A 22,255-nucleotide genomic window follows, 5' to 3' on the forward strand; every position below is an offset into this window, starting at 1 on the left:
TCCGGCGGCAAGCCGGAAGGAACGTACCGGCGCTTACTTCTTGCCGCTGGCCGCTGCGACCTCGGCCGCGAAGTCGCTTTCCTGCTTCTCGATTCCCTCACCGAGAGCATAGCGCACAAAGCCCGCGATCTTCACCGCGCCGCCGACCTTGCCTTCGGCTTCCTTCACCGCCTGCGCCACCGACTTGCCGGTGTCGTGGATGAAGGCCTGCTCGAGCAGGCAGACTTCCTTGTAGTAGGTCTTGAGGCCGGACTCGACGATCTTCTCGATCACGTTCTCGGGCTTGCCCTGCTGGCGATATTTGTCGGCGAGCACGTCCTTCTCGCGCTTCACGACCGCCGGATCGAGGCCGGACGGCTCGAGCGCGAGCGGGTTGGTGGCGGCGACATGCATCGCGATCTGGCGACCGAGGGCCGCGAGCTCGTCGGCCTTGCCGGGCGATTCGAGCGCGACGATCACGCCCATCTTGCCGGCGCCTTCGACGACGGCGCCGTGGACGTAGCTCGACACGACGCCCTGCGTCACTTCAAGCGAAGCTGCGCGGCGCAGCGTCATGTTCTCGCCGATGGTGGCGATCGCATCGTTGATCGCGGCTTCGATCGTGACGTCGCCGACCTTCGCGGCCTTGATCTTCTCGACATCGGCGCCGACGTCGAATGCGACCTGGGCGACCATCTTGACGAGGCCCTGGAACTGGCCGTTGCGCGCGACAAAGTCGGTCTCGGAGTTGACCTCGACCACGACGCCCTTGGTGCCCTTGGTGAGTGCGCCGATCAGGCCTTCCGCGGCAACGCGGCCGGACTTCTTGGCGGCCTTCGACAGGCCCTTCTTACGCAGCCAGTCCTGCGCCGCTTCCATGTTGCCGTCGTTTTCGGTGAGCGCGGCCTTGCAGTCCATCATGCCTGCGCCGGTGGACTCGCGCAGATCCTTGACCATCGCAGCTGTGATCGTTGCCATCGTTGAAAATCCTTCTTGCCTGCCGGTTTGCCGCGGCGTGGCATCAAACAGCCCCGCCGCGGTCCATCTCAGGAATTCGCGTCAACTGAAATGGTGGCCGGACTTATATCCGGCCAACCCATCGCTCTTTTTGACTATTCCGCTTCCGCGGTCAGCGCCTTGGCCTTGGCCACCCAGGCATCCGCACGGCTCGGCAGACCGACTTCTTCGCCGATCTTGTGCGCGGTGTCGTGATCGAGCTCGGCGAGCTGCCAGAAGTGGAAGATGCCGAGGTCGTTGAACTTCTTCTCGATCGCACCCGACACGCCCGGGAGCTTCTTGAGGTCGTCGGCGGTGCCGCGCGGACCGGCAAGGCCCTGGAAGCCGCTCGAGGAAGCGGCCGGCAGCTCTTCGGCGACCGGACGAGCCGAGGCGCCGATGTCGATGCCCGAATCGCCCTGGGCGCGCGAGATGCCGTCGATCGCAGCACGTGCGATCAGGTCGCAATACAGCGCGATCGCGCGGCCGGCGTCGTCATTGCCCGGGACCACATAGGTGATGCCCTTGGGATCCGAATTGGTGTCGACGATCGCGGCGACCGGGATGTTGAGCCGCTGGGCTTCCTGGATCGCGATGTCTTCCTTGTTGGTGTCGATCACGAAGATCAGGTCGGGCAGACCGCCCATGTCCTTGATGCCGCCGAGCGAGCGATCGAGCTTGTCGCGCTCGCGCTGAAGCGTCAGGCGCTCCTTCTTGGTGTAGGAGCTGGCGTCGCCGCCGGACAGCACGTCATCGAGATGACGCAGGCGCTTGATCGAGGCCGAGATCGTCTTCCAGTTGGTCAGCGTGCCACCGAGCCAGCGCGAATTGACGAAATACTGCGCGCAGCGCTTGGCAGCGTCCGCGACGCCGTCCTGCGCCTGGCGCTTGGTGCCGACGAACAGGAGGCGGCCGCCCTTGGCGACGGTGTCGCTGACCGCCTGCAAGGCGGTGTGCAGCAACGGCACGGTCTGCGCGAGGTCGACGATGTGGATGTTGTTGCGGGCGCCGAAAATGAACGGTGCCATTTTCGGATTCCAGCGGTGAGACTGGTGACCAAAGTGCACGCCAGCTTCGAGGAGCTGACGCATGGTGAAATCGGGTAGCGCCATAGTTTCAATTCTCCGGTTGGTTCCTCCGGAAACGTGTGAGCAAAACGGAGCGTTCTCGCCCCGGTTGCCACCGGACGGCCTTGTGAGCCATGTTTCCGTGTGAGATGGGGCGCTATATAGCGCCATTTCGGCCAGAAGCAAGGAAATAAGGGCCTTTCGGGGGCGGTTTTCGCCCCTCGAAGGCCCTCTTCCGTAAAGTCCACGCCAGTCCGTAAAGACCTAGCACTTGGGCTGGTTCGGCGGGCACTTTTTCGCCGCCGGCGCCGCTGGGTGCGCCGGAGGTGCCGCCGGACGATGCGGGGGCGGGGGCGCGACGGCCATCCGCGGCGGCGGCGGTGGTGCCGGCCGGGCGACCGGCGGTGGCGGCGCGGGCCGCGCCACGGGTGGAGGTGCAGGCCGGGCCACCGGCGGAGGCGCCGGCCGTGCAACGGCCACAGGCGGAGCCGCTCGGGCCGGCGGAGGCGATGCGACATGCGGCGGCGGTGCCGGGCGAGCGGCGGGCGGAGGCGGCGTCGGCCTCGCCACGGCCTGCGGCCGCGATGCTGGAGTTGACGGCAACGGCCGGGCGGCCTGCGCTGGCGGGGTCGCGGGCAAGTGCTGCGGTTTGACCGGCTCGCGCGCGGCCGAGGGCGGCGGCGTGACCGGCTTGCCCGCGGCGCCCGAGGGCGTGCCGGGCGGCGTGCCCGCAGCCGGCGGCGGCGCGCCAGCCGGCTCACGGGTTGCAGACTTGCCGCCAGCGGGCGCGCCGCCCGCCGGGGTCTGGGCAACCGGCGGCTTCGGCGGTTGGCTGGGCGCAGCCGGGTTCGCGGTGGGCGCAACGGTGGTCGGAGTGCCGGCCGTTGGCGCACCAGGATGTGGCGGCAGCGTTGTGCCGGGTGCAGCCGTGGTCGGCGCCCCCGGATGCGTTGGCGGGGGCGCGCCGGGTGCATTTGCCGTCGGCGCCAAGGGCCTGCCGCCAGGCGACGTCCCTGCTCCGGCCGGCGGCGACGGTGGCCCGCCTTGGGCGCCGGGAACCGGCAGCGTGTTGGTCTGTGGCAGCCTGGTCGGCGGTGCGGCGGGGGGTGTGCCGGTCGGCGCGACATTGGCCGGCGTCCCGGGAGGTATCCCCGGCCGCGCCGTCGGCTGGACCGTCGCGCTCGGCGGCATCGGCGCCTTGCCCTGCTGGATCAGCGCGGCGCGTTGCGTAGCGGCTTGCGGCAACATTGGCGCTACCGGGTTGGCGCGCTCGGCAATCGCCGGCCTCAGATTGCCTGGCCCGGTCCCTCCTCCCGCTCCCACGGGCGGGGCGGGCGGCCGGTTGATCACGGTGTTGATGACCGTGGTGTTATGGATGTTGTTGAAGACGATGTTGTTCGGCGGCGGCGCGACATAGACCGGCGGCCTGACGAACACCGGGATCGGCACGAACATCGGCTGCGGCAGCACGAACAGGCCGACCACGGGCAGCGGTGGCTCGAGCACGACGAAATCCGGCGGCGGCGGCGGCAGATAATAGACCGGCGGCGGCGGTGGCGGCGCGAAGCCAAAATCAGGGTCGCTGAAGTACAGCACGGGACGGTCGACATAGACCACCTCCTCCGGCGGCGGAGGCGGCACGTCATAGTCGATCATCGCGAAGGTCGGCGGTGGCTCAGGCGGCGCGGTGAGAATCGCCAGACGCCGGCGCGCATCAGCCGCGTGCGGCCCGCGCGGATAGCGGCGCAGATAGGACCAATAGGCCCCCGGCGTATCGTTCCGGTAGGTCCGCCGCCAGGTGATCGCCTCGCGGCGCGCCGCGACGATCGCCATCACGCGCTTCGACAGCGGATCACCGGGATAGGCCGCGAGAAATTCTTCATAGGCCGGCAGCGTGTCGCGCTCGAGCGCGGCCGCATAGGCGTCCTGCACACCGAGATCGCGGATCGGCTTGTTGCGGATCGCCGCAACCTGGTCGGGCGCGGCCTCCGGCGGCGGCGCATCGGGCCCGCGCTCGAAGAACGAGAAGGGTGCCGATATCTTCGCCTCGTTCCACGGCACCTGCGCGCCCTTGCTGGCCTCGTTGACGCGCAGACGCACGCGGTCGAACACCTCGGCCAGCGGCAGGCCGCCCGTACGGATCATCTCCGCCAGCGATTGCGCATAAATGCCGTACGGGCCGGGCTCTTCCGGTGCGACAGTGCCGGGCGCGGCGTTGAAGGCGATCAGCATGTTCGGATCCGGCTCGACCAGCGCCAGTCCGCTCGCGATCGGCTGGCCGCCCTCGATGAAGGGCTGCGCGCGCGCCGCGTCGAGCACGACAATGTTGGCCTTGAGCGGAATGGAGGCGAGCTGGCGGGCGTAGTCGCTGATGCGCAGGCCTTCGGTCGGAATGTCGGTGTCGCGGGTGATGTTGGAATCGACCGGGATGAAATAGTTCTCGCCCGCAAGCTGCACGCCGTAGCCGGCAAGATAGATCATCGCGACGGTGCCGGAACCCGAGGCCTGCGCCTTCTGGATGAAATCGCGAAGACTCTTGCGCAGCGTGTCGCCGTCGAGATCGCGCGCGCCGACCACGTCGAAGCCCGCCGCTTGCAGCGTCTGCGCGATCAGGCCGGCATCGTTCGCGGTCGTCGTCAGCGGCGACTTGGCGTAGGCGCCGTTGCCGACCACGAGCGCGATGCGCTTTTCCTGCTGCTGCGCGCGCGCCGGATCGGGCGCGGCCGCAGCGAAGGCCAGGATCGGCAAGAGAAAACAGATGAAGGCCTTGTAGGTCCCACGCATGGCTTGCTTGCCCGCTATCGTTGTTGAGCTGCCACCGTACAAGAGACGCGCGGCCGGCTGAATGGCTCTTGAACGAAAAGCGCGGATTGAGGCGGCGGCATGGCGCCCCCGCCCCATCAAGCCCCTGCGTCAGGCCAGCGTAAGCCTCGCGACCGCTTTGTGGCGCGAACCTCGCTCAGCCCTGCGCGATCAGATCGACCGTTCCCGTGGTGAGCCGGTAGATGCCACCGACGACCTTCAGCTTGCCCTGCTCCACGGCCGCATTGAGGATCGGCGCGGCCGACTTCAGCTTCGCGACGTTGTCGATCACGTTCTGCCGGATCGCCTTGTTGAGCACGTCCCCGCCCTGCTGCATCGCAGCCTTTGCGGCGGGCGCGATCGCATCGACCAGCGAGGGAATCTGTCCCGGCGGCGACGTGTTGTCCTTGATTGCCTTCAGCGTCGCATCGACCGCGCCGCAGGCATCATGGCCGAGCACGAGGATCAGCGGTGCGTTGAGCACGGCCACCGCATACTCCATGCTGGCAATGGTTTCGGTGCCGGCAAAATTTCCGGCGACGCGGCAGACGAAGAGATCCCCGCGGCCGCTGTCGAAGGCATATTCCGGCGCGATGCGTGAGTCGGCGCAGCTCAGAACCGCCGCGAACGGATTCTGTCCACCGGCCAGCGCCTCGCGCTCGTGCTTGAAATCGTGGCGCCGCGCCACACCGTCGACATAGCGCGCATTGCCCTCCATCAGCCGCTTCAGCGATGCGTCGGGCGACAACACGTTCTGCGGCTTGGGTGGCTGCTTGGCCTCCTTTGCCAAGGCGCCGCTCGCGAAAGCTCCGCCGGCGAAGGCCATGCCGAACGCAGCGGCGCCAGACAGCATCGCGGACCGCCGCGACGGCGCGATGTCTCGATGCAGAGATTCATGATGCAGAGAGTCAGAGCACTTGTCGCACATGTGACGTTTCCCCGGGTACAGTGGACGAATGGAAGCGTCGCGATGATAGGTGCATCGATGTGAAGAAATCACCAATGACAAATGATGCAACTGATGATTGCTGCAACGCGAACCATGCTGCAAAGCCGAAGCGATCGCTCGCCTCACGCGCAACGACCGCACGGAGCTGCGTCCATCTGCATAATATTCGAGATCGGCTGCTAAAGCATCATCCGGGAAAGGGCAGCAATTCTCACTCACCACAAACGCGGCACGCGTTTGTCGTGAGATCATACGCTAACGCCGATCCCACGCGCGATGACGATTCTTCCAGATCTCATCGTGCTTTAGAGCTGCTGCACGTCTACCACGCCCGCGACCGCCTTGATCGCGCCGGCGATCTGCGGCGAGACCTTGAAGCGGCCGGGCAGCTTCATCTCGACCTCGGTCTCGAGGTCGAGCATCATCACCAGCGAGACCTCGCCGTCGCCGTTCGAACGCGGCGCGATGCCGGGACTGCCGACTTTTGGCGCGGCGCCGTTCGAGGCCGCCATGTCGGGCCCGGCCAGTCGCTTGGCGATCGACTCCAGCGGCTTGGTGTCGCGCACGAAGATCCGCAGGCCCTTCTGCGTCTTGGCGGCGGCGTCATCGAGCGGCTCGGCATGCAGCACGCGGGCGCGAACGTCCTCGCCCTGCAATTCCGCGCCCAACTGGAGCAGCACGGCGGCGCCTGGCTCGAGCACATCGCGGTATTGCGCGAGGCCTTCGGAGAACAGCACCGCCTCGAAATGGCCCGTGGGATCAGACAGCCCCATGATGCCCATCTTGTTGCCGGTCTTGGTGCGCCGCTCCATGCGCGACACCACGGTGGCCGCGACCTTGCCGGCGGTGGCGCCGGTCTTCACCGCACGCGAGAACTCGGCCCAGCTCTGCACCCGCAGGCGCTTCAGGACCATCGCGTAATCGTCGAGCGGATGGCCCGACAGGAAGAATCCGATCGCGTCATATTCGCGGCGCAACCGCTCGGCCGGCAGCCAGGGCTCGATCTGCGGCAGCATGATGGTCGGCGCGTCCGCCGACATGCCGAACATGTCGTTCTGGCCGATGGTCTCGGCCTGATGCGCACGCTGGCAGGCGGCCAGGATCGAGTCCGCGCCGGCAAAAACCCGCGCCCTGTTCGGCTCCAGCGTGTCGAAGGCGCCGGCGGCGGCGAGGCTTTCGATGATGCGCTTGTTGATCGCGCGCGGATTGACCCGCGCGGCGAAGTCGGCGAGCGAGGTGAACAGCCCGCGCCTGGTCCGCTCCTCGATGATCTGCTCGATGGCCTGGATGCCGACGCCCTTGAGCGCGGCGAGCGCGTAGTAGATCGTCTTGTCACCGACCTCGAAGGTCGGGCCTGAGCGATTGATGTTCGGCGGCTCGACCTTGATGCCGAGGCGCTGCGCCTCGGAACGGAATTCGGAGAGCTTGTCGGTGTTGTTGAGATCGAGCGTCATCGACGCCGCGATGAACTCCACCGGGTAATGCGCCTTCATATAGGCGGTGTGGTAGGACACCAGTGCGTAGGCCGCCGCGTGGCTCTTGTTGAAGCCGTAGTCGGCGAACTTTGCGAGCAGCTCGAAGATGGTCTCGGCCTGCCCCTTCGGCACGCCGTTCCTGACCGCGCCGGCGACGAAGATGTCGCGTTGCTTGTCCATCTCGGCGCGGATCTTCTTGCCCATGGCGCGGCGCAGCAGGTCGGCGTCACCGAGCGAATAGCCCGACATCACCTGCGCGATCTGCATCACCTGTTCCTGGTAGATGATGACGCCGAAGGTTTCCTTCAGGATCGGCTCCAGCACCGGATGCAGATATTCCGGCTCCTCGTCGCCGTGCTTGCGCGAGCAATAGGTCGGGATGTTCGCCATCGGGCCCGGGCGATACAGCGCGACCAGCGCGATGATGTCCTCGAAACGGTCGGGGCGCATGTCGACCAGCGCGCGCCGCATGCCCTGGCTTTCAACCTGGAACACGCCGACCACCTCGCCCCGCGCCAGCATCTGGTAGCTTTCGGCATCGTCGATCGGCAGCGTCGCGAGATCGATGTCGATGTTGCGCGGCTTCAAGAGCTTCACCGCGACGTCGAGCACGGTCAGCGTCTTCAGGCCGAGGAAGTCGAACTTCACGAGCCCGGCCGGCTCGACCCATTTCATGTTGAACTGGGTTACCGGCATGTCCGACTTGGGATCGCGGTACATCGGCACGAGTTCGCTCAAGGGGCGATCGCCGATCACGATGCCGGCCGCGTGCGTCGAGGCGTGACGGGTCAGGCCTTCGAGACGCTGCGCGATGTCGAAAGCGCGCGCCACCACCGGGTCTTCATCGCGGAACGCCTGAAGCTTCGGCTCGCTCTCGATCGCGGCGGCCAACGTCACCGGCGCGGCCGGATTCTGCGGCACCAGCTTGGTCAGCTTGTCGACCTGCCCATAGGGCATCTGCAGCACGCGGCCGACGTCGCGCAGCACGCCGCGCGCCTGCAGCGTACCGAAGGTGATGATCTGCGCGACCTGGTCGCGACCGTAGCGCTCCTGGACGTACCTGATCACCTCGCCGCGGCGGTCCTGGCAGAAATCGATGTCGAAGTCCGGCATCGAGACGCGTTCCGGATTGAGGAAGCGTTCGAACAGCAGGCCGAACTTGATCGGGTCGAGGTCGGTGATGGTCAGCGCCCAGGCGACCAGAGAGCCGGCGCCCGAACCGCGCCCCGGTCCGACCGGAATCCCTTGGCCCTTCGCCCATTTGATGAAGTCCGACACGATCAGGAAGTAGCCCGCGTACTTCATGCGCATAATGACGTCGAGCTCGAACGCCAGGCGCTTGCTGTAGTCCTCTTCCGTGGTGCCCTGCGACAGGCCGTGCACGCGCAGGCGGTTGGCGAGCCCCTCCTCCGCCTGCCGCTTCAGCTCGGCCGCCTCGACCGACGCGGCGTCGGAGCTTGCGGCGGCGCCGACGGTGAAGAACGGCAGGATCGGCTTGCGCGTCATCGGGCGGAACGAGCAGCGCTCGGCGATCTCCACCGTCGAGGCCAGCGCCTCCGGAATGTCGGCGAACAGCACCGCCATCTCGGCGCGGGTCTTGAAGCGGTGATCGGGCGTGAGCTGAACGCGATCGGTCTCGGCGATCAGCCGCCCGCCGGCGATGCAGAGCAGCGCATCGTGCGCCTCGTAATCGTCGTTCGAAGCGAAATACGGCTCGTTGGTCGCAACCAGCGGCAGGCCTTTTGCGTAGGCGATGTCGATCAGCCCGCTTTCGACGCGCCGCTCCTTGTCGATGTTGTGGCGCTGCAATTCGACATAGAGGCGGTCGCCGAACAGGCCGGCGAGACGCTCGCAGCGCGTCGCCGCAATTTCGGCCTGCCCGCTGGCAAGCGCGAGCGAGATCGGCCCGTCAGGGCCGCCCGTGAGTGCGATCAAGCCTTCGGTCTCACCGTCGAGCCAATCGAACTTGATGAACGGCGCGTGGCTGTCAGGCGATTCGAGGAACGCGCGCGAGTTCAGCCGCATCAGGCTGCGATAGCCGCGCTCCTGGGCCGCCAGCAGCACCACACGCGACGGCAGCAGCGCATTGCGCGCGTTGGGATCCTGGTCGCCGAAATCGATCGCGAGCTCGCAGCCGACGATCGGCTGGATGCCGGAGCCCGCCATCTTGTCGGAGAACTCCAGCGCGCCGAACATGTTGTCGGTGTCGGTCAGCGCCAGTGCGGGCTGGTGGTCTTTCTTCGCAAGCTCGGCGAGCTTGGCGATCTTGATCGAGCCCTTGAGCAGCGAATAGGCCGAGTGAACGTGAAGGTGGACAAATCCGGCGCTCGGCATGGTCGCGTGACGGCCTCTTGCAGATGAGATGGAGCGGTCGCCGGCTCCAGGGGGGATCATGAGGACATCTTCTGCCCACCCAGCCGACTCGCCTCACAATGGTGGGGCGTCACCGCTTCAGAGTCCACGCCGGAGCCACGAAACGGCCGCGTCGTCCCGCTTTTCCCCAAGGGCATGACCAAGGGCTCTGGCCAGCCGCGGCCTAGAGCTGCGGAATCACCTGCGCCCAGATTGCGATCATCCCGACGAACAGCGAGATCGAGGCGAGTGCGGCGGCTTCTTCCACGAAAATCCTGAACATGGCTTGCTCCATCACCAGAACGTATGAAGAACATTGTTCTCATTTCGTTCTTGAGAGTCAAGCCATGTGAGCTCTGTCGAAAAGTGATGGTTAACTCGCTGAATTCACGCAACAAAAAAGCCCCGGCGCAAGGCCGGGGCTTTTCGACGATCGCTCGAAATGAGCGACCAGTCTCAGTAGCGACCGATCATCGGGCCGCCGAACTTGTAGTTCAGGCGGACGAGACCCATGTCGACGTCCTGACGAATGCGCTCCGAGCCGGCGAAGCCAGCGAAGGTCACGTCCTTGTCGGACAGGAAGATGTGGTTGTACTCGACGCCAACCGACCAGTTCGGCGCGAAGCCGTACTCGAGGCCGGCACCGACCGTGCCACCCCAGCGGCTGTCGCTGGACGAGGAGAGCAGCGCGCCCGCCGTGCTGGAGATCTCGTACTTGTTGCTGACCACAGCCGCACCGCCCTTGACGTAGACCAGGACGTTGTTCCAGGCGTAGCCAACCTGACCGGTGATCAGGCCGAACGCATCGATCTTGGTGCGGTTGCGGGTGGCGAACAGCGCGCTGGTGTTGTCGCCCGAGAAATCGGCCCAGTTGCCCTGGCCTTCCACGCCGAACACCCACTGGCCGGACTGCCAGCGATAGCCGATCTGACCACCGACCGTGCCGCCAGTCGCATCGTGCGAGCCTTCACGACCAACGCCAACGAAATCCCAGGTCGCGTGCGACGAACCGCCGCCGCCGTTGATGCCGATGTAGAAGCCGCTCCAGTCATAGACGGTGGCGATCATCGCAGGCGCCTTGGTGTAAGGCCGCGCAGCGAGGTCAGCAGCCAGCGCCGGCGCAGTCGCGCTCAGCGCGACAAAGCTCACAGCAGCAAGCAACAAATTCTTGTTCATTTGATTCCCGTTCCAGTTTCGTCGTTAGGCCCCCGGGCCGTGTCGTCGTCATATCAGCGCTCGACGGAATTGCTGTAACTCCGACGCAACAGTCGGAGCCAAAGGGCTGTGCTGCGTTAATGAATGTTTAGCAGCGCGCGCGGGAAACCCTTTGAAACAAGGGTTTTCACGAATTCCAATGTCGACTACACGACGTATGCTGCATCTGTGCTTGGACATCTGATGCACGCACGATTGTGTGATTGGAGATTGAGATGCGTAGACAGATTGCTCTCCCCATTGTCGCCACATTTTCGCTCGCAATCGCCACATTCGCGCTCACGCTGAGTGCAAGCACGCCCGCACGCGCATTCGGCACGCATCACGCGTTCTGCCTGACCGGCCAGGAATGGCCGGGGCTGAGCAATTGCACGTTCGACAGTTACGCACAGTGTCAGGCAAGCTCGTCGGGCCGCGCGCTGACCTGCCTCGCGAATCCGTATTTCACGGGCCAGAGCGATGATCCCTACGCCTATCAGAATCGTCCGCGCACGCAGACACCGGGCTATTCACCCGGCTACTACCCGCCGCGCTGAGATGCGTCGCGCCCGCTTCGCGCTCGTCGCCACCGGCCTGCTCTTCTCGGGCGTGCCGGCGCACGCGCAGACCTATGATCCCAGCTATCCCGTCTGCATGCAGATCTACGGCCCTGTCGGCTATTTCGACTGCCGCTACACTTCGCTCGAACAGTGCAAATTTCTCGCCGTCGGCCGTTCCGCGAGCTGCGCCGTGAACCCGTACTTTCCGCAGAAGAGGTCAAAAGCTCCCCGACGGCCGAAGCAGGCGGACTAGGCGTGCTCCCATGCCGGGACTTGCCAACTTTGACGCCCTTGCGACCTTAACGCACTTGCGAGCTTTTCCATCGCGCCGACATTGCCCGCTCACCCCCTCGTCGCGTATTCGGAAGTTACTTTCCGAGCGAGGTCTTGCACGACAGCCAAGAACGCAGCCGACGCCATCGGCCGATACGGCTCCAAGGCCTGGTCCGAGGGCGGTAACGTCAGCAGCAGGTCCGCATCGCCATGACAATCTTGATAATCTTGCAGCCAGAGCGCTGTCAAATGGACCGCCGGCACGGTGAGCAGGAAAGCCTCGAAGCGTCCTTCCCGAACTTCGGGAAGCTTCTCGGCACGACGGATCGCCTCCGACGTCGCCGCCACAAACGGCCCTTCGTTCAGGTCACCCAGTTCATACGTCGTATCATACGTCGTCGCTGCCGACTCCACGATTGTCGCAGCAGCGATCGGCTCCTGTTCCTCCCCTCCACCATCATCAGCGGCGGTGCGCCGCTTCGCTTCAATCACAAGAAATCTCCAATTGCCTAGCTTCGCAGCCGCTCTGAGTTGGTCTGCGCGACGGATCTTGCCAAAAGCCAGATAGGCAATGCGATGCGGCAGGGAAATGAAGACCGCGTCGCGGTTGGCAGTGGAAAGCTTTGATCGCGGGAATTTCGGGTTGCCCACCCGGATCGCCACCGCTCGCTTCACAGCTACGACCGCAGCCGCCGGAGGATCGCTGGGATGAATTGCCATCTTTTCTCTCCTTTCACGGTGGCGAGGTTCTAGACCGGGGGCTTGGTGAAGTAAGTGTCCGTCCAGACACCTTTGGCGTCCTGATAGTTTGAGCAAAATCGATTAAACTGGATCTCTGGTGTTAGGCCGAAAAGGGGATCCTCAATGACCAGGCTGTCGGTATCCTCCAGATATCCGACGATTGCGACGAAGTGCGCCGGTCCCTCCTCATCTTCGTCTCCCGACCAGACCGTGCGAACACAAATGGGTCGCCCTGCACTGATCTCCTGCTGCACCTCCATTCGTGTCGCTCGTTGGTCGAGGGCCAACACGGCGAGGCAGCGGACTCGGTTGAGCGGTGATCCGAGGCTATGCGTCACATCGAATTCCAGGCCCGGCGTGCCGCAAGGGAAATCACAGCAATCATGCCGGTTCAATTCGAGGTTGGCGATGCGGCACTGCGTGAAAGTACTGGTCTCGTCGTAATAGCGCGAGATGCTGGAAGCGACAGCTGCCCAGCACCAATTGATGTGACACTGATGTTGCATCGTGAAATCTGGCGCCAACTGAATCCGTGTCCTTTCGATGACGGAAATTTCTTCCACACCCATTGCAATACCTCGTGGTTGAGATCGATTGGTCCAACTTCAATTCCTTGTGGCCGTGCGGAGCGCATCCTTGCAAAATCCAAGGATGCGATCTCGGCTGCGACATTAGGCACTGTTCAATGCTCTTGTTTTGCCACCTCGGTCACCGCATGGAAGGTGCTGCATTGCTGGAGGTACGGAAACACGGCTTCAGCAATGGCCTTCCCGGCAGCCGTGTCACTCGGGTAGTGAACGCCAGCGATCTCGCGATTCTTCCCGATCCGCGCGGCCAGCGCCCTCAGTGCACTCTTCGCACCGGGGATAATCTCTCCCAGCGCCAGTGCCATCAGATGACTCTCCAGCGAATGTCCGCTCGGATAGGAGGCGTGCCAGGGCGACGCGACCATTGGGAAAAGCGCCGGACACACCTGTTGCGGCCGCCCGCGATTGAACCTGAGCTTGTAGTAGACGGCGACCATCAGCCCAACATGATCGGCCATCTCCAGAATCTTGATCGTATTTGGATGCGCCGACGGCGAAAGCATGAGGACCTGCGCAAAATAGCCGACAAGCCTCACGTCCTGATCGACGATCTCATCTGCCAATCTCTTGCGACGATCCATCGACGCCCCAAGGAGTTCATCGATCTCCCCGAAAATCACATCGTGATCCGTTGGCGGGCCGGCGACAGTGATGGTTTGCCAATCGGTCCTGGCAAATTCGAGCAATGCGATCTGGGCAAAAAAGTCAGGGCGCCAGGCAGACAGCGGAAATGTCGCCCCGTAATTCAAGCTACCGGGCGGGACTCCGACGAGACTCTCGAAGATCGGGAAAGGACGCGGGGGAATTCCACCACCAACGTAACCGCCGCTGACCGCGCCGTTTCCGCCACCACCGCCGCCGCCTCCGCCACCGCCGCCACCGCCGCCACCACCGCCGCCGCCGCCACCGCCTCCTCCTGCAACACCAGGCATTGTGCTCTCCATCGAGGGGCTAATAATTTGAACCGGGCTCCTGGCCCCATCAATCCGGCAACCCAGCTGCTCCTAATCGCTCGACATACAAAGACCCCTGGGGCTCCTTGAACGGACAACGGCGCGCATAGTCCGATACCCTGAAGCCGGGCAGGATGTTCTTATGGTGCTGCGAGACCTGCCGCGCTTCCTCCAGGCGACCAACCGCGACGAGGCTTGCGGCGAGGACGCGCGCGGCGTTTCCAAAACGCGGGCTGAGAGTCAAAGACTTCTTCGACCAGCGAATGGCATCATCAAATGTTCCGTTCAGATAATGATTTTGGCCGAGCAGGCAGAAATTGAAAAAGGCCTGTTGGCCAAGTGGTGAAAGCCGGATGGCGCGCTCCGCACGGGCGATTCCGGTTGAAGCATCGCCGATGAACCCGGGGGTCCCGCTCCCGAACACCCATGCCCACGAATTGCTGGGGGATATGGCAAGAGCCCGCTCACACAGGTCCAATCCGCTGTCGTAGTCACGAAAGAACATGCTCTTGCCGTGCCCCTGGATCGCGAGCGCGAGAGCATTTTGCGGGTCTCTTTCGATGGCACAATTGGACAGCCGGATCACGTCGGCCGAGTCCGCATCGAAATCCGACGACCACCCCTCCGCGATCTTGAAATTGTGCCACTTCGCAGCGAACGCGTACGGCGCCGCGTATTCGGGGTCTTCCTCGCTGGCTTTCTCGAGCAGCCCTTTGGCGCGCGAGAAGCTCGCGAAATCGAATTTGTAGAGCAGCTCAAGCGCCCGCAGGAGATAGTCATACGCATTGAGGCTCTTCGGCGGCTTTCGCAGCGCCCGCTTGATCTCTGCGCGACGCACATAGGCGGCGATCTTCTCAACGACACCAATGGCGATCTCGTCCTGGACTTCGAAAACGTCCGCAAGGTCCGTGTCGTATTTCTCGGCCCACACCACGGAGCCAGTCGCAACATCGACCAGCTCGACCGAGAACCGGAATCGCTTGCCCGATCGGCGAACGTGACCGCTGACGTAATAGCGAACGCCAAGCTTCTCGCCGATTTCGACGGGATCGATCTCGCGCTGACGAAACGGCATCGTCGACCCGCGAGACACCACCAGGAGCTCCTGAATATTACTCAGGCTGACAATGATGTCTTCGACGAAGCCTTCGGCAAAATAGCTGTCGTCAACCTCCGAAGAGCTGTTCGCAAACGGAAGAACGGCGATCGAGGGCAGTTTGGTTCGTCTCGAAGATTTGGTGGAAGCGCCGATCACCGTGCGGCGGTCCACTCCCGGCGAGAGCAGGAGAAAGGCATGAACCGGCCGCGACAGGTTCTTGAGATGAAGCTCACCCAGGTCGTCAAACTTGAATTCGCTCAGATCGGCAGTTACTCGCAAAAGGGCCGATGACACCACAACGCCACCGGCGGGAGCGACAGATTGCAAGCGTGCTGCGATATTGACGCCATGGCCGTAAACATCGTTCAGATCAAAGATGACAGGCTCCCAGTGAACGCCGATGCGAAAGGCTATGCGGCGCTCGGGAGGTTGCAGGGTCTCAAGCCCGGTGACCTCACGCTGCAACTCGGAGGCACAGCGAAGGGCATCGAGCGGGCTCTCGAACACCGCGACGAAGCCGTCGCCGGTGTTCTTCACAATCTCGCCTCGTCGACCGATCAAGGCGGGATCGATGACGCTCACGCGAAGAGCCCGATAGCGACTATGCGTCTCGACCTCAGCAGCTTCCATAAGTCTGGTATAGCTGACGACGTCCGCCACGAGGACGGCGCGGAAAGGTCTTTCGAATTCGAGGATCGTACCTACTTGGGAATTGAAGTCCTGTTCGGCAGCACCAACCAACCTCGCACCACTGTCGTTGGTGGTGTTCGGCGACGACGGGGGGACGCTCGTAGGCTCCGACTTCATTGATCCCTCAGCGGCGAATAAAGCCTCTTGCCGAGCAGAGTCTCGTCGTTGAACCAATCTGCAACACGCTAAACGCAATTCGGTTGAGGCGCTACCAAAATCACCCGAATGGGTCGGAGCGGCAGCGCCACAACAAGTGGCGGCGGAGAGTAAAGGGCTTCTTCGGATTACCTCGTCTTGGCGATGAGCGGCTCGCGCCGGAATGAGGCGCCCAATCAATGCACTCTACCTTTCGAATTCCTTTTGAATTCCTTATGAATTCCTTCTGAATTTCGACAGCATTCGCGAATTCTCACTTGCACCGGGCGTCGAAGTGGAAGCCCTCGCGCCGGGCTCGATGGCAAAAGGTCGCGCCGACCGCTTCAACCGCCAATACACTTTGCCGCAGCTATGCAACTGTTCTACCCTCAGGCGTGTCAACCCCGTCTGTAGAGCGGATAGCGAAAGTCGCGGGAAGGCCGAAGCGCACCGATGAGGCCGCAGGTTGGTGCGCGACGCGTCCGGATCGCGCCACACTTAAATCGGGACGCTGATATGCGGCATGCCCTGCATCGCGCCTCCGATGTTGACGCGGGCTGGTGCAGGTTTAAGTACGACAACAAATCTTGCAGGGGTGGCGACGTTCGCTGGGCTGGTTCCCGTTGACGCCACCAATGCAGGACACATGACGACCTCGCCTCACGCGACCTCGCCCCGCACCTCAGCGCCCCCTCACCTCGCCATCGTCCTGTTCTCGCTCGCGATGGGTGGCTTTGCGATCGGAACCACCGAATTCGCATCGATGAGCTTGCTGCCGTTCTTCGCTGCCGACCTCGGGATCGACGAGCCGACCGCGGGGCACGCGATCAGTGCCTACGCGCTCGGCGTGGTGCTGGGCGCACCGCTGATCGCCGTGCTTGGCGCGCGGTTCGCCCGGCGCACCCAGTTGCTGGCCCTGATGGCCGTGTTCGCGCTCGGCAACGCGCTCACCGCGCTCGCGCCGGGCTTCGGCTGGATGATCGCGGCGCGATTTCTGTCGGGATTGCCGCATGGCGCCTATTTCGGCATCGCCGCGCTGGTCGCGGCCTCGCTCGTTCCGCAACACCGCCGTTCGCAGGCGATCGGCCAGGTGATGCTCGGCCTGACCTCTGCCACGATCATCGGTGTGCCCTTGGCCAATCTGATCGGCCAGGCGATGGGCTGGCGCGCAAGCTTCGGCCTCGTGTCGGTGCTGGCGTTGATCACGGTCCTGCTGTGCGCCCTGTTCGCGCCGCGCGATGCGGCCGGCCGGTCCGACCCGCTGCGCGAGCTCGGTGCGCTCCGAAACGGCCGCATCTGGATCACGCTGGCGATCGGCGCCATCGGCTTCGGCGGGATGTTCGCCGTCTATACATATCTCGCGACGACGCTGATCGAGGTCACCAAGGTCAGCACCGCGGTCATCCCGTTCTTCCTCGCCGTGTTCGGCATCGGCGCCACGCTCGGCAATCTATTCGTGCCGCGCTTTGCCGACCGTGCCTTGATGCCGACAGCAGGCGTCATCCTGCTGTTCGCCGCGGTCGCGCTGCTGCTGTTTCCGCTTGCCGCCGGCAATCCCTGGCTGCTCGCGGTGGACGTCTTCGCCATCGGCGCCAGCGTCTCGCTCGGCGCCATCCTGCAGACCCGGCTCATGGACGTTGCCGGCGATGCCCAGGCGCTCGCCGCCGCACTGAACCATTCGGCGTTCAACACCGCCAATGCGCTCGGCCCGTTCCTGGGCGGCATCGCCATTCGCGAAGGGCTCGGCTGGACCTCCACCGGCCCGGTCGGCGCCGTGCTCGCACTGCTCGGCTTCCTGATCTGGATCGTCGCCTGGCGCGACGCCAGGTCTGTACCGGTCGCGGTCACCGCGAGCAGGCACGCCGCTCCGCCGGCGAACGCGCCCGCGCGCGCGGCGCCGCCGCTGGCGCCGGATCACCGCAGCCGCGCAAGCGACCCGGTGGCGTAGCGGCAGGCACGTTCAGCTTTGCCAGGGCGTGTTGCGGATGCGCGTACAGGCGTTGGGCTTGTGGAAGGTCGGATCGTGGTCCTGGATGTAGTCGAAATTGACCGTCCCGAACGTCGTCTGGGGCTTCTTCAGCGCTGAACAGGTCTGCACCTTCAGGAACTCGTTCTTGAAGTCGCCGCGCGGAAACGCTGATATCACCTGGTCGCGCTGCTCCGGCGTGTAGTCGTCATAGCCGACGCCCACGACATCCACCAGGACGCCTGCGTTCGTCAGGGCGATTTCCGGCCTCATATATTGCGGGATGCCGGGGGTGGTATGCAATGCGATCGCTTCCCAAACCAGATCGGCCTGCGGCTCGGCAATGCCGCGCGCCCGGAGGAAGTCGCGCGCGGCGTCGGCCCCATCGACCTCAAATCGCTTTGTCGCCGTATGGTAATGATCGACAAGGCCGAGGTCGTGAAACAGCGCCGCGACATAGAGCAGTTCGGCATCGAACTTCAGCTTCTGGCGCAGCCCCTTCATCGCGCCGAACACGTAGACGCGAACCGAATGGTTGAACAGCATCTCGTCCTCGTAACTGCGCACCAGCTCAGCGGCTTCGCGCGCCAGCTTGCTGTCGGGAATTTTGACGCCGGAAATCACGTTCGTCATTTTCAAGCTCCTGCTTTGCATCTGTTGCGGCCGATGCCGTTCGTGGCCCGTCAGGCGGCCTTCTCGACGGCAGCCTGCGGCGTTTTACGGAAGCTGATCGCCATGCGATTGTACGTGTTCATCAGACCGATCGCGATGGTGAGGTCGACGAGCTCGCGCTCCTCGAACACCGTGCGCGCGGCTTCATACGCCTGATCCGGCACGCCGGCATCCGCGACGCGGGTCACCGTTTCGGCCCATGCGAGGGCGGCGCGCTCGCGCGCGTCGAACAGATTGCCAGCTTCCTCCCACGCCTGCAGCAGCGCGAGCTTTTCGATCTTCACCCCGCTCTTGAGCAGATCGCGCATGTGCAGGTCGAGGCAAAAAGCGCAGTTGTTGATCTGGGATACGCGCAGATAGACGAGGTTGATCAACCCCGCCGGAAGATTGCTCTGCATGATATAGCCGTAGACGCCGCCCAGCGCCTTCACACCCGCCGGCGCGATACGGTCGTAGTCGAGACGCCTGGTCATTGTCCTGCTCCTTGATGATCGATGCCCGGCCCTTGTCTCCGCCTTAAATGCCCCTGCCCTGGTCCATAGAAAAGGACCAAGAACGCACGAAAATCGTGTACCATGGAGCATGACCAAACCGCTGCGGCTGGAACTGGATCGATCTGCGAAGACGCCGCTGGCCGAGCAGATCCATGGGGGCATCAGGGCCGCCATCGCGAACGGCGTGCTCGCGCCCGGTGCGCGCCTGCCCTCCTGGCAGGACCTGGCGGCCCAGCTTGGCGTCGCGCGGGGCACCGTGCGCGCGGCCTATGAAAAGCTGTCCTCCGCCCAACTGATCGTCGCGTCACGCGCGACCGGCACGCATGTCGCGGATCGGCCGCCCCTTCCCGTTCGGAAGGACAAAGCCCCGGCGCCCGGCTCGTTCATGGAGATGTACCAGGAGCTCACGGCGGGGCCGGCAATCTTCCAGATGGGCGTGCCTGCGCAAGAGACCTTTCCTGCGACGCTGCTCGCAAGGATGCGCGCGCAGGCGGTTCGCGTCGAAATGAGCGCGCCGGCGATCTATCCGGATCCGCGTGGCGAGCTCGACTTGCGACGCGAGATCGCAGCCTACCTTGCGCTGGCGCGCGGCATCGCGTGCGCGCCGTCGCAGATCATCATCACCAGCGGTTTCAGCGGCGGCCTCGGATTGGCGCTCCGTGTCCTCGGTCTCGAGCCAAAGACAAAGGTCTGGGTGGAGAATCCGGGCTTTCCCTTCACGCGGCACGGTCTCGCGCTTGCAAGACTGTCGATCGCGCCGATCCCGGTCGACGCTGACGGCATCGATGTCGATTACGGCCTCAAGCATGCTCCCGACGCGGCGCTCGTCGTCGTGACGCCCGGGCAGCAGGCGCCACTCGGATCCACATTGTCGCTGGCAAGGCGTTCGCGCCTGCTCGACTGGGCCACCCGACGCAAGGCGTGGGTGATCGAGGATGACTATCTCAGCGAGCTTCAGCTCAAGGGCCGGGCCACGCCGGCGCTCGCCTCGCTCGATCGCGCGGGCCGCGTCATCCACATCGGCTCTTTCAGCAAGACCGTGACCCCTGCCTTGCGGCTCGGCTTTGTCGTTGCACCCGCCGCTCTGGCGTCGCGATTTGCCGAAGCCGCGGCCTGCCTCGCGCCGGCGCCCGGGCCCGCGGTGCAGCTCGCGACCGCCGATTTCATGCGCGAGGGCCATTATCTGCGGCATCTCCGGCGCACGAAGCGGGTCTACGCCGCGCAAGGCGATGCATTGCTGAAACAGCTTCGGACACGCACCGCCAACGTTGCGCTTGCCGGATTGGCCGCGGTCCTGCGGCTGCCGGATGGAGCGCCCGATCTCGCCATCGCCAGGGAAGCGGCATCGTTCGGGCTGGCGCCTACCCCGCTGTCGCTCTGGTATGCGTCCACGGCTTCGGCGCGCCCCGGTCTGTTGCTGGGTATCGCCACATCGCCGCAAAAGCGGATCGAGGCTTCCTGCGACAGGCTCTTCGAAATCATCGATCGTCTGACGTGACGGGCGCTGTACTTCGAGAAAGCACGATGTGCCGCCCGGCGCAATAAGCGCGCGCCGGCGTGCCACCGAAAGTTGTAGGCGCGCCGATCATCATGTAACGTCGGCGCCTATCTTCACCGCGCGTGGCCCAGTCGTTACATGCTTGCCCGTATTTTGTTTCTCGTGGCCATGCTGCTTCCCTGCGCACTGCATGCCGAGGAAACGCCTGCCGAAAATCCCGGATTTGCGCGCAGGCTAACGATCTATCTTGCCAAGGGGGCACCGGACGCGTGCGGGCCCGGCTGCGACCGCTGGATCGCCATCGAGGGTGAGATCGATGGCGACGCCGCGCCGCGAATTCGCCGCTTCCTGGCCGGCGTCAAGGACACTCGGCGTCCGATCTACCTTCATTCGCCCGGCGGGAACGTGGAGCAGTCCTACGTCATCGGCCGGCTGCTGCGCAGTCGCAAGGCGGTCGCACGGGTCGGCCGGACGATCGCGTCGGCGTGCGCCGCCGGCACACAGGTGGACGCCGCATGCCTGAAGACCAAGGCCGCCGGCGGCGAGGTCGAGGCGGAGCTCACGACCTACCATGCGATGTGCAACTCGGCCTGCGGTTACCTGTTTCTCGGGGCGACTTCACGCGAGGTCGCTCCCGACGCCGCCCTGGCGGTCCATAACTCTAGGCTGGTCCTCGTCTTTCACGGGCATCCGGCGTCGCAGGCGGTCGCGGAATACAGGCAGCGCCGGATCGCGAACGCCGACCGCGACCGCGCTGCGTTCATCGCGGCGATGGGGATCAGCCGCGAGCTCGACGTTCTCATCCGTACGGTGAAGTTCGAAAACCTGCATATGCTGACGCGAGCCGAGCTCTATCGTTTCGGAATCGACACGCGACCGTTTGCCGAAGGGATGTGGAGGCTGGAGAAGGCAACGCGGCCGTTCATCAGCAAGATCGCGGTGATGAAGAAGGAAAGCGGCTCCTCGTTCCGGACGATGGAGTGGCGCATGTTTTGCGAAACCAGGAATCGCGTGCCGCTGCTGTTCGCGGGCGAGATCGACGAGGCGAGCGTCGGCAAAAGTACGATCATGATGACCGCGGACGCTGACAAGGACCAGGAGGCCGGAGGTTTTCCGGTGCGGGCCGCGAATTACGAGATGTGGAGCGGCAGCATCGACCCTGACATGGTCAAGGCGATCATGGCGTCTCGCTCTCTCCATGTCCGGCGGACCACGCCGATGCCGGACGAAAAGGTGGATGTCGCGAAATTCGACATCGACCTGACGGGCCTGGCGTCGATGCGAACTCAGCTTGCGGCGGCGTGCTCGTCGGTCGCAGCCAAGCCGAAAGGTCCCTGGCCGGCAAGCCCTTGGCCAGCAACTCCGCTGCCGAACGTCACCGCGCCGCCTTCGACCGTGCCGTCGCCGTAAGCGCTGGAGCGCTGGAGCGCAATTCGAAGGCCCGTGGCCTAACGTAGCTTCACTCTGGGGCCGTCGCTGACTTCGCCTGCGCCACCTCGGAAATACGCTTTGGTCACGAACGAGTCTGTGCGCCACCGGCTGAATGGATGAACCTGTCACCTTGGGATGACTCAGGGAACAAGCACCGCTGGCATTCGTCCTGTCGGCAGCGGTACAAACTGATTCTGCTGTCCCCGCGCCATCGCCAGGATCGCCAATGCAATTGCGAGGACCGCCAAGAGTCTGGCCATCAATCAAATCCGCTGAAGATCCTGTTGGTACGTGCGAGATGATCTGCGCTTTGCGCTCCTTTGGAAAGGCAATCGTTCGACA

Annotated in this window: 17 protein-coding genes; 5 read left to right on the forward strand and 12 right to left on the reverse strand. The window is 64.3% G+C overall.

Going from position 1 to position 22,255, the window contains the following annotated elements:
- Nucleotides 1-33 precede the first annotated feature (33 nt).
- The 6 genes from tsf to QJT78_RS29790 form a co-directional block, all read right to left on the reverse strand.
- Nucleotides 34-957: a translation elongation factor Ts gene (tsf, locus tag QJT78_RS29765; protein WP_028169462.1), complete on the reverse strand. Its 924-nt coding sequence runs from the start codon at nucleotides 955-957 to the stop codon at nucleotides 34-36.
- 134 nt (nucleotides 958-1,091) lie between these two features.
- Nucleotides 1,092-2,087, reverse strand: coding sequence for a 30S ribosomal protein S2 (locus QJT78_RS29770; protein WP_038944664.1), 996 nt, complete (start codon nucleotides 2,085-2,087; stop codon nucleotides 1,092-1,094).
- Between the two features lie 219 nt (nucleotides 2,088-2,306).
- Complete coding sequence (locus QJT78_RS29775) at nucleotides 2,307-4,826, reverse strand: caspase domain-containing protein (RefSeq protein WP_028151701.1); 2,520 nt, start codon at nucleotides 4,824-4,826, stop codon at nucleotides 2,307-2,309.
- Nucleotides 4,827-5,001: 175 nt separating this feature from the next.
- The gene (locus QJT78_RS29780; RefSeq protein ID WP_028151702.1) at nucleotides 5,002-5,772 is read right to left on the reverse strand and encodes a carbonic anhydrase; all 771 of its coding nucleotides are present in this window, start codon (nucleotides 5,770-5,772) and stop codon (nucleotides 5,002-5,004) included.
- Nucleotides 5,773-6,098: 326 nt separating this feature from the next.
- The gene (dnaE, locus tag QJT78_RS29785) at nucleotides 6,099-9,602 is read right to left on the reverse strand and encodes a DNA polymerase III subunit alpha (protein ID WP_028151703.1); all 3,504 of its coding nucleotides are present in this window, start codon (nucleotides 9,600-9,602) and stop codon (nucleotides 6,099-6,101) included.
- Nucleotides 9,603-10,076: 474 nt separating this feature from the next.
- Nucleotides 10,077-10,796, reverse strand: coding sequence for an outer membrane beta-barrel protein (locus QJT78_RS29790; protein WP_028151704.1), 720 nt, complete (start codon nucleotides 10,794-10,796; stop codon nucleotides 10,077-10,079).
- Between the two features lie 254 nt (nucleotides 10,797-11,050).
- On the opposite strand from QJT78_RS29790, the gene QJT78_RS29795 reads away from it, so the two are divergent.
- Nucleotides 11,051-11,371: a DUF3551 domain-containing protein gene (locus QJT78_RS29795; protein WP_028151705.1), complete on the forward strand. Its 321-nt coding sequence runs from the start codon at nucleotides 11,051-11,053 to the stop codon at nucleotides 11,369-11,371.
- A gap of 1 nt (nucleotide 11,372) precedes the next feature.
- Nucleotides 11,373-11,627 (forward strand): DUF3551 domain-containing protein, encoded by a 255-nt coding sequence (locus QJT78_RS29800; protein WP_028151706.1) that lies wholly within the window; start codon nucleotides 11,373-11,375, stop codon nucleotides 11,625-11,627.
- Nucleotides 11,628-11,716: 89 nt separating this feature from the next.
- Here the strand turns inward: QJT78_RS29800 and QJT78_RS29805 are convergent, their stop codons facing one another.
- The 4 genes from QJT78_RS29805 to QJT78_RS29820 form a co-directional block, all read right to left on the reverse strand.
- Nucleotides 11,717-12,367, reverse strand: coding sequence for a hypothetical protein (locus tag QJT78_RS29805; protein ID WP_028151707.1), 651 nt, complete (start codon nucleotides 12,365-12,367; stop codon nucleotides 11,717-11,719).
- Between the two features lie 29 nt (nucleotides 12,368-12,396).
- Nucleotides 12,397-12,957: a papain-like cysteine protease family protein gene (locus QJT78_RS29810; RefSeq protein WP_028151708.1), complete on the reverse strand. Its 561-nt coding sequence runs from the start codon at nucleotides 12,955-12,957 to the stop codon at nucleotides 12,397-12,399.
- 113 nt (nucleotides 12,958-13,070) lie between these two features.
- Nucleotides 13,071-13,907, reverse strand: coding sequence for a phosphatase PAP2 family protein (locus QJT78_RS29815; protein ID WP_085965588.1), 837 nt, complete (start codon nucleotides 13,905-13,907; stop codon nucleotides 13,071-13,073).
- Nucleotides 13,908-13,956: 49 nt separating this feature from the next.
- Nucleotides 13,957-15,834 carry an adenylate/guanylate cyclase domain-containing protein gene (locus QJT78_RS29820; RefSeq protein ID WP_080586788.1) on the reverse strand — a complete coding sequence of 626 codons (1,878 nt, stop codon included), beginning with the start codon at nucleotides 15,832-15,834 and terminating at the stop codon, nucleotides 13,957-13,959.
- A 664-nt stretch (nucleotides 15,835-16,498) separates the two neighbouring features.
- Between QJT78_RS29820 and QJT78_RS29825 the strand changes: the two genes are divergently transcribed.
- Entirely contained in the window at nucleotides 16,499-17,800 is a 1,302-nt protein-coding gene (locus tag QJT78_RS29825; protein WP_028151712.1) for an MFS transporter, read from the forward strand.
- A 12-nt stretch (nucleotides 17,801-17,812) separates the two neighbouring features.
- Here the strand turns inward: QJT78_RS29825 and QJT78_RS29830 are convergent, their stop codons facing one another.
- Nucleotides 17,813-18,451 carry an HD domain-containing protein gene (locus QJT78_RS29830; RefSeq protein ID WP_028151713.1) on the reverse strand — a complete coding sequence of 213 codons (639 nt, stop codon included), beginning with the start codon at nucleotides 18,449-18,451 and terminating at the stop codon, nucleotides 17,813-17,815.
- Between the two features lie 50 nt (nucleotides 18,452-18,501).
- Nucleotides 18,502-18,963: a carboxymuconolactone decarboxylase family protein gene (locus QJT78_RS29835; RefSeq protein ID WP_028151714.1), complete on the reverse strand. Its 462-nt coding sequence runs from the start codon at nucleotides 18,961-18,963 to the stop codon at nucleotides 18,502-18,504.
- 109 nt (nucleotides 18,964-19,072) lie between these two features.
- Between QJT78_RS29835 and QJT78_RS29840 the strand changes: the two genes are divergently transcribed.
- Together QJT78_RS29840 and QJT78_RS29845 are read left to right on the forward strand one after the other, a co-directional pair.
- Nucleotides 19,073-20,482: a PLP-dependent aminotransferase family protein gene (locus QJT78_RS29840; protein ID WP_028151715.1), complete on the forward strand. Its 1,410-nt coding sequence runs from the start codon at nucleotides 19,073-19,075 to the stop codon at nucleotides 20,480-20,482.
- A 138-nt stretch (nucleotides 20,483-20,620) separates the two neighbouring features.
- Complete coding sequence (locus QJT78_RS29845) at nucleotides 20,621-21,892, forward strand: hypothetical protein (RefSeq protein ID WP_028151716.1); 1,272 nt, start codon at nucleotides 20,621-20,623, stop codon at nucleotides 21,890-21,892.
- The last annotated feature ends 363 nt before the right edge of the window (nucleotides 21,893-22,255 follow it).

Origin of the sequence: Bradyrhizobium sp. Mp27 (genome assembly GCF_029953005.1) — a bacterium.
Classification (GTDB): domain Bacteria; phylum Pseudomonadota; class Alphaproteobacteria; order Rhizobiales; family Xanthobacteraceae; genus Bradyrhizobium; species Bradyrhizobium barranii.